Genomic DNA, 9014 nt, shown 5'->3' with positions numbered 1-9014 from the left:
CTAAAAGAACTCTGTACATTTTATATCCGCGACAAATATATGAAATAATTATTACCCTGTGTTATTTTTCGTCAAAAAAATATCACAAGATTTTGTTTTTAACACATTGGCTAACAATATTCAATCGTAATTAAGTTAATTCAACAGTCAAGACTCATCTCTTTTGTTAAATAGCTTTATGATTTTTGCTCTACAAAATATACCCTCATTCTTTTCATTAACATTTATAAAGGTGCTATATTTTACCCTAAACCGAACAATAAATAATTCTACTTAAAAGACAGACCATACATATGAGTCGCTCACCTAGCATTCAAACGATGCAATGCATAATACGCACATTATTAAACGATTATGATTGCCTGTTAGATTTCATTAGTATTTACACTCATCTTTTTTAAATTTACAAAAATCACTATAGTTCTTTTAGTACTATGAACGACTTATAACGCCAAATCATCCAAGCGTTCCTACTCAAAGTCTCCATATTTTATGCCAAAATGAATTAAATGGTGCTTTTTACGCCAAAATAGCACCTAAGTATATTAAAAACCATCAATTATGTTGAAAAACTTTAAACCGGTTAGCTTAATTTTAGTTGCTGGAGCGTTATGTTTTCCTAAAGCATACGCAGACACAGCACCTGTTAAGTCGGAAGTGAATGCTTCCCTGCAAAGCGGGAAGATCACAGGTACAGTAGAAGATGAATTCGGTCCTGTTGCCGGAGCGTCTGTCGTAGTGAAAGGGACAACCAATGGTAGTATTACCGACATGGACGGTAAATTCACGTTGGAAGGTGTGAAGAATGGAGATATTATTCAAATCTCTTTTATCGGTTATGCCACTAAAGAGATTAAATTTGAAGGACAACCCTCTTTGCAGGTGATGTTGGCAGAAGACACTCAGAAATTGGATGAAGTAGTCGTTACAGCACTGGGTATCAAAAAAGATGCTAAAAAACTAGGTTATGCCGTAAGTACTATTTCTTCCGAAGACTTGGTAAAGACAGGTACCCCCAACTTTGCAACCTCATTGTATGGTAAAGCTTCCGGTGTACGCATCCAGGCAGCTCCGGGTGGTAGCAGTTCTGCTGTATCTATTAATGTACGCGGGATGAGTTCTATCACTGGTACAAACCAGCCTCTGGTAATTGTAGATGGTGTGCCTATCCGCAACGGTGATGCAAACAAAGACGGTTACTGGGGTGACCAGCGTGTAAACAGTAACGGTTTGGTAGATATCAACCCTGAAGACATCGAAAACTTGTCTATCCTGAAAGGAGCTTCAGCATCTGCTTTGTATGGATCGGAAGCTGCCAATGGCGTAGTTATGATCACAACAAAAAGTGGCAAAGGCAGTAGCGGTATAGGTGTTGATTTCAACGCAACAATAAGTGGTGACTGGGTTGCCTATATGCCGGAAATGCAAACAACATTCGGTCCGGGTGTTGCCGTAACAAGCCGCACAGAAGGTTACGAACGTGAAAGCGGAGGTTTCTGGGAACGTACACTTGATAATGGCCAGACAGTAAAAAGCATCCGTACTACAACTGCACAATTCGGTCCTAAATATGATGGTAGCGATGTATATTACTGGGACGGAACCATGCGAAAATATAGCCCTATCAGCTCTAACCCGTGGAAAGATATTTTCCGTACCGGTTTCAACCAGACATATAACCTGGCTATTACACAAGGATCTGAAAAAGGGAATATGCGTTTCTCTTATACTTATACGGACAATACTCCTACTCAGTATAACAGTACTTATAACAAACATAATTTCAGCTTATCAGGTAGCTATTCTTTGAACAAAGCCTTAAAGCTGGATTATACAGTTAATTATATGCTGGAAGATATCAAGAACCGTCCCTACCGTATCAGTCGTATTACCAATAACTTCGGTGGTATGTTCGGTTCATTTGAAGATGTTAAATTGATGCGCGAAACCGCTGTCACCAGTTTAGGATATTTAAATGTTCCAAGCACTCAGGAAAGTATCACTCCTAACGAATCATACGCATGGGAACAAGCCTCCTACGGTGGTTTACTCACTGAGTATTTCTGGAATATTTACGGGAAAGAACAGTATGAGAAAAATAATCGTTTGATTGCAAGTGCGACTCCTACCTGGAATATTATTGACGGATTGATACTTCGTGGACGTATCTCTACAGACTTGACAGTCAACAAAATTGAAAATCAGGAAAAGACAGAAAAACCTATTGCTTTCGGTACTTACACAGGTAAATACGGTCTTACAAACAAACAATACAGCATTTATTATGGTGACATTATGTTGATGTTCGACCGTACATTTGCTGATAAATGGAATGTTACAGCAAATGCCGGATGGCAGGCCCGTCAGGAAAGTTTTTATAATGCAAATGCCTTTACAGATGGCGGTTTGTCTATTGAAAACTGGTTTTACCTGAATGCAAGTAAAAATAAGTCTATTGCAGGTATGTCGAAAACGGATTTCCTGAAAACAGCATTTCTCGCAACAGCCAGCGTTTCTTATGGAAGCTTTGCTTATTTAGAAGGAACAGTACGTCAGGAAAAGACATCTACATTGGCTAAAGGTAATAACTCATTCGTATATCCTTCTGTAAATGGTAGTTTTATCTATACGGAAGCATTCAAAGATCAAATGCCTAGCTGGTACGATTATGGTAAAGTACGTCTCTCTTACGGTATTGTGGGTAACGCTCCGGAAATCTATAAAGCAATACAGGCTTACACACAAAATAGTGTCAGTGGCTATATCTACAACCAGATTCCGCAGGCCTTAGGAAACGAAAAGATACGTCCGGAAGAAAAGCATGAGTTTGAAATCGGTTTGGAAAGTAAATTCTTTAACAACCGCTTAGGATTCGAAATGTCTTACTATACCAATACGACAAAAGATCAGATCCTGGAAACGACTATTCCGCAGTCGGCCGGAGGTACATCCATTCTGCAGAATGTAGGTGAATTGAAAAATAAAGGTTTTGAACTTTCTTTATATGGCACTCCTATAGAAACAAAAGACTGGCGTTGGGATATTCGCGGTAATTTCTCGATCAACCGTAATAAGGTAACCAAACTGATGGACGGTTTGGATGTTTTGCAGCACAGTAATATTGACGGTGGTGCAGCAACAATCGAGTCACATGTCGGTGAACCTATGGGTGATATCTATGCCTATGCTCCTCTAGAAGATGAAAACGGCAATCCAATTGTCAACAGCGACGGCTTCTATAAATTAACTGAAGAACGTGTAAAAGTAGGAAATGCCATGCCGAAGATAACCGGAGGTGTCAGTACTTCTGTAAGTTATAAAAACTTCTATCTGGATGCAACATTTGACTTCCGTGTTGGAGGCGCCGTTTTGAATATTCCTTATGAATATATGATGGGACGCGGTAATTTGGTTGAATCTATGGATTATCGTGATGCAGAACATGGTGGCCTTAATTATTATTTCGAAGGCAACAACCCTACTACCGGAAAATGTATTGCAGCAACCGGCACAGCAGGTCCTAACGGAGAAAAAGTATATGATAACGGTATGATTTTGGGTGGTGTAAAAGCGGATGGTTCACAGAATGATATAATTATTCCAGCGGACAAATACTACAATCAGACTTACAATTGGGGAACTGATTACCCAACTTATTACTCACATTCTGTATTCGACAATACCTATATCAAATTGCGTGAATTATCTTTAGGTTATACATTACCGAAAGAACTGACAAGTAAGTTTGCTTGCCGTAACCTGACTGTATCCGTATTCGGTCGTAACCTGTTCTACTTATATAAGAACTTACCCGCATTCGATGCTGAAGCAACAGATGGTACAAGCTGGGTATCGCAAGCTCAAATCGGAGGTTCAACTGCAACAACCCGTACATTCGGATTCTCACTGCGTGCAAGCTTCTAATGGATATTTATAAGATTAAAGCGACATACATTTAAAATAAAACAAAAATGAAACATATATTATCTATAATGGCAGGGGCAGCACTCTTAACACTTGCCGCTTGTAGTGACTCAGACTATACTGACCGCTATACCGACCCCTCCAAAACAACAACCGTAGCGTGTGATAAGCTGATGACTGGTATTTTTTATGCCGGAAACGATTACACTTACGCAACTTACTACCGCTTGTGGACTTTTGATAATGGTCTGATAGCTCGTTATGCACAAACACTCGGTTTTGTCAATGCTGACGGACGCTACTTAGCTTCCGACGGATATATCAATGACCGCTGGAATAATTTTTACAAGATTGTTGCTAATTACAGAATCCTGGAAAAGACATACAATGAATTAAGTGAAATAGAGAAAACCGATTATGAGCCTACTATCCTCTTATCCAAAATATTCATGTACGACCATATGCAACAACTTGTTGATATGTGGGGAAATATCCCGTTCAAAGAAGCCGGATATCTCGGTATTACCGGTGATATCGCCGGATCTTATCCTTCTTATGACAAGGCTGAAGATTTGTATAAAATGATGTTGGACGACCTGAAAGAAATCAATACCAAACTGGCAGGTATGACATCTTTATCTACCCTGACTTCCACTTATCTGAAAGCACAGGATTATATCAATAAGGGAGATTTGAATATCTGGAGAAAATATGCCAACTCACTCCGTCTCCGTATGGCTCTGACCATTGCTGATCAGGGAACCATGACAGATGAAGGAAGAAGCATCATCCGTGAAATTTTATCTGATCCTTCCGCTTATCCTTTGCTCGAAAGCAACGACGAATTTATCCGCGTTGATTCTGACGACGATGGCTTTAAAGCAGAAAAGAATGTACGTGACGGTTTCGAAACATCAGGAAGAGGATATGCTTCTTACGAAGTGATCAGCCGGTTGAAAGATGACCCTCGTCTGGAAATCTTGTATGCTCCTAATCATGAAGGTAATTATGAAGGCGTAAATACACATGACAATTATGGTGTTCAGCAACCTTTATGGGAACGTCCGTTGGCACAAGGCGGTAATTTCTATTCAGCAGTCGATACAGCAACAGTAAGCCGCAACGACTATTACCCGGGAATTATCCTCATGCCTTCAGAAATAGCCTTTATTAAAGCGGAGGCTTATCAGAAGGGATATGCTTCGGGCGATGCCAAAGCTGCATTCGAACAAGGAGTCAAAGACGCGATCGAATTCTGTTACAACCTGAATGCAAAAGCAACTTACACAGACCCGACACCAGCTCCATCTGATGCTGAAATTGCTGCATTTGCAACAAAACTATGGAATAACGCCAGCGATAAACTGGATGTTATACTGACACAAAAATGGTTAAGTTTCGGATATTTCCAACCGATTATGGCATGGAATCAGGTTCGTAGAACAGGTGTTCCGTCACTCTACTTCCCGACAGATGAAACATCTTCTATCTGTAAAGATGTACCCAACAGATTGCGTTACCCGACTATCGAACGCGACAACAACCCGAAATATCAGGAAGTAAAAGACTCGGATACCTATTATAACAAAGTATTCTGGGCAAAATAAGATCGATATCCCTATAAAAAGTTGGTTGGCAATTCAACGTCAACCGGCTTTTTATTCTGATAACAGACTAATAAACAAAACAAAAAGAGGTGACGCTGTTTGATATAGATAGCGTCACCTCTTTTTTAGACCTTCACTTACACCTCCCCAATATTCGAATCCACCACCAGGCTATCCGGCAATTCCGCCGGTTCCGGACGCTTCACATAAATGCACATTCTTCGCGTCCCGTCTTCCACCAGGATACCATCGGACACAAATTGTTTGAGTTCTTTGCGTGCCAGATATTGGGTACAACCGTTCAAACCCTGATAAGCCAAGGTTGTAATATACGCATGTCGCTCCAGATACCGCAGCAACCGGCTTTCTTTTTCCTCCTGTGAAAAATCAGTTACCTTTGGTTCCTTATAACGTTCCACCGGCATTGTTTTCAGTTCATGCTTCAGTCCGGCACAACAACGAAAATTCACATTCTTGAAATGAACGGATTCACTACGCAACTCCTTCTTGTCTTCTACCGGGCGCGATTTCAACGATACACTGAAATAGCCGATTCCGTCGAGATAAACATTATATCCATCGCGAAGTTTCTCTTTCAGCATGTCGGAGAGCAGACGGACCGCTCCTTTCAGGTCGCCACCAGTATAAGTGGAACGCGAAGACGCTTCCTCTATTAAACGATCGGTACTCACTGTATCCCAGGGGACTATACGGGGATGCAATACGACTTTTTTACCTGAACCCTTTTTAGGCGGATTCTGCTCCATCTTGTAAATTGCTGTCATACCAGTGTGTTTTTATCATCCGGCCTATAGACTTTTATGGCTAAAGACAGGACTTAGTAAGTATTTGACCCAGGTCAACCATATATTCGCCCCAGGTCGAACTTCAATTTGCCCTAGGTCAACTATAAGGTTCACCCAGGTCGAAAGGTTAAGAATATACGACCAAAGATATAAAATATAAGTGGATAAACAATAGTTATCTCCTTTATTTTCAATAGATGAAATAGTTGTAGCCTTCCTGATAATGATCGGTCTTTACATGCTGTAAACCGACATTCAGGTACTTATCTTTGGATAAAATCAATTAAAAAAGAAGACAAATGAAAGCAACTTTATTCAGTGCAAATCAGAAAGCACAAAAGACAATCGAGATGGAAAAACTGGTCGGACTGATCCGTGACGGTTACAAGGAAAAGCAAGTGGCAGCCCTGCGCGAAGAATTGCGCTACACCATTCCCGGAGTTTCGGTAAAAGAGGCGAACCGGTTACCGGTCGTCTACTTCTGTTCTACCGTAAAAAAGCAGGATGGGACGTTTGTCAGAGACCAATATAACGGATTGGTCCTGCTCAAAATAAACAATCTCGCCAACCGCAACGAGGCAAAAAATGTCCGCCGGCAAGCAGCCGGATCATTACAGACAATGGCAGCATTTATCGGATCAAGCGGAAAGAGCGTAAAAATCATCATTCCTTTTACACTATCGGATCATACTGTCCCACAGAACGATACGCTTATTCGTTTTTTCCATGCCCGGGCCTATGACAGAGCGGCAGCCTATTACCGGGAAGAGTTGCAACAACAGATCACTGTTGAAGAAAACAAATTGGATGCAGCCTGCCGACTTTCATTCGATCCGGATATTTACTACAATCCGGACGCCCTGCCTATCCGGATCGAACAACCTTGGGAGATGCCGGAAAAGCTACCGGTTTCTGCACCGTCACCAGCCGTGACAGACCCGTTACAACGCCTCGTTCCCGGTTATGAACGAAGCCGGATCGTTTCGTTACTTTTCGAAAATTCATTACGGCAAGCCATGGATGCGACCGGTTATCGAAAAGGGGATGAAGATATCAAGCCTTTCCTTACTCGCCTTGCCGAGAACTGCTTCCGCAGTGGTATCCCGGAAGAAGAGGTGGTCAAGTGGTTGCCGGTACATACCCATTTCCGGATTTTTGAAGCGGAGATACGGACAACCGTACACAATGTCTACTGCCTGTCCTCCGGTTTTGGCCGGAAACCGTGTATCCGGCCGGAGCAGGCACTCGCCTTTCAAGCCGACGAATTTATGAAACGCCGGTATGAATTCAGATATAATAATATGAAGGGAGATGCGGAATACCGCGAACGAAAATCATACTATTTCAATTTCTTTCCTGTTAACGAACAGGTCCTCAACAGTATCAGCCTGAATGCGCAGGAAGAAGGTATCCCGCTATGGGACAGGGACGTAAAACGTTATATCTATTCCAACCGTGTGATGCATTATTCGCCTATTGAGGAATATATGCTGGAGTTGCCGGACTGGGATGGGACAGACCATATCCGCCGGCTGGCCGATACGTTGCCCTGCAATAATCCGGAATGGAGAAACCAGTTCTACCGCTGGTTCCTGAGCATGGTGGCCCATTGGAACGGGCTGGACCGGATGCATGCCAACAGTGTCTCCCCTCTTTTGATCGGCAGACAGGGATGCGGCAAGTCCACCTGGTGCCGGAATCTGCTCCCGCCCGAATTACTGGAATATTACACCGACAGTATCGATTTCAGCAATAAACGCGACGCCGAATTGTTACTGAACCGTTTTGCCTTGATCAATATCGATGAGTTCGATTCGGTATCGCCTTCCCATCAGGCATTCCTGAAACATATCCTCCAGAAGCCGGTCATTAATGCCCGCCAACCTTACAAGCGCAGTATCCAGCCGCTGAAAAGATATGCATCTTTCATTGCGACCTCCAACAATGTAGATTTGTTGAACGACCCGACAGGAAGCCGACGTTTCATCTGTATCGAACTGACCGGTAACATCAACCACAGTACCGGGTTAAACCATAAGCAATTGTATGCCCAAGCTGCCACCGCACTACGTAACAACGAACGCTATTGGTTCACCTCCGAAGAGGAAACTGCGATCATCCGGAACAACCACCAGTTCCAACAGATTCCGGTTGAAGAGCAACTCTTCTTCCAGTATTTCCGCTTGCCTGAAACAGGAGAACAGGGAGAACTGCTTCCTGCTGCCGAGATATTGAGACGGATCGAACAACGGAGCAAGATAAAATCCGGTATCCGCAACATGGCTCTGTTCGGCCGGCTGCTGCTAAAGAATAATGTAACCAAAAAACATACGAAAACAGGTAATTACTACCATGTAATTGAAATCTGATAAAACAACCGGGTGATGCCGTCCTCCTGTCATGGCGTCACCCCCCATACCCTTATGGTACAGTCTATTAAACATCTCTACTAGAACATGACACCGGATTTACTAAAATTTATATAAATAAGGAGAAATCTCCCACAAATTAGGATTCCCCTTTCATTTTAATTAATATTAACCTGCCCCCAATACATACAAAAGCTTAAAATAATACATCTTTCATCCTGAAACAAGGTATTAATCATTGTATACATACAGGTGTAACTATTTGTAAATCATAATGTTGTGTTTTAGAGTTACTGTAGTTCTTTTAG

General features: G+C 42.0%; 4 protein-coding genes. 3 read left to right on the top strand and 1 reads right to left on the bottom strand.

Going from position 1 to position 9014, the window contains the following annotated elements; translation table 11 throughout:
* The first annotated feature begins 561 nt into the window (after positions 1 to 561).
* Positions 562 to 3924: a SusC/RagA family TonB-linked outer membrane protein gene (locus NBH15_RS28525; protein ID WP_250824153.1), complete on the top strand. Its 3363-nt coding sequence runs from the start codon at positions 562 to 564 to the stop codon at positions 3922 to 3924.
* 47 nt (positions 3925 to 3971) lie between these two features.
* Positions 3972 to 5531 (top strand): SusD/RagB family nutrient-binding outer membrane lipoprotein, encoded by a 1560-nt coding sequence (locus tag NBH15_RS28520; protein ID WP_250824152.1) that lies wholly within the window; start codon positions 3972 to 3974, stop codon positions 5529 to 5531.
* A gap of 137 nt (positions 5532 to 5668) precedes the next feature.
* Here NBH15_RS28520 and NBH15_RS28515 read toward each other — a convergent pair whose 3' ends face one another.
* Positions 5669 to 6316 carry an HU family DNA-binding protein gene (locus NBH15_RS28515; protein WP_250824151.1) on the bottom strand — a complete coding sequence of 216 codons (648 nt, stop codon included), beginning with the start codon at positions 6314 to 6316 and terminating at the stop codon, positions 5669 to 5671.
* A 320-nt stretch (positions 6317 to 6636) separates the two neighbouring features.
* On the opposite strand from NBH15_RS28515, the gene NBH15_RS28510 reads away from it, so the two are divergent.
* Complete coding sequence (locus tag NBH15_RS28510; RefSeq protein ID WP_250824150.1) at positions 6637 to 8706, top strand: VapE domain-containing protein; 2070 nt, start codon at positions 6637 to 6639, stop codon at positions 8704 to 8706.
* Positions 8707 to 9014 lie beyond the last annotated feature (308 nt).

This window comes from Parabacteroides caeci (assembly GCF_023656795.1).
Lineage (GTDB): Bacteria > Bacteroidota > Bacteroidia > Bacteroidales > Tannerellaceae > Parabacteroides > Parabacteroides segnis.
The sequence above is the reverse complement of the archived record's forward strand: the minus strand, read 5'-3'. Positions and strand labels throughout refer to the sequence as shown.

Excerpts from the sequence above, each read along its gene's own strand:
- NBH15_RS28520 (WP_250824152.1), top strand. The coding sequence starts at position 3,972 with ATGAAACATATATTATCTATAATGGCAGGGGCAGCACTCTTAACACTT.
- NBH15_RS28510 (WP_250824150.1), top strand. The coding sequence starts at position 6,637 with ATGAAAGCAACTTTATTCAGTGCAAATCAGAAAGCACAAAAGACAATC.
- NBH15_RS28515 (WP_250824151.1), bottom strand. The coding sequence starts at position 6,316 with ATGACAGCAATTTACAAGATGGAGCAGAATCCGCCTAAAAAGGGTTCA.
- NBH15_RS28525 (WP_250824153.1), top strand. The coding sequence starts at position 562 with ATGTTGAAAAACTTTAAACCGGTTAGCTTAATTTTAGTTGCTGGAGCG.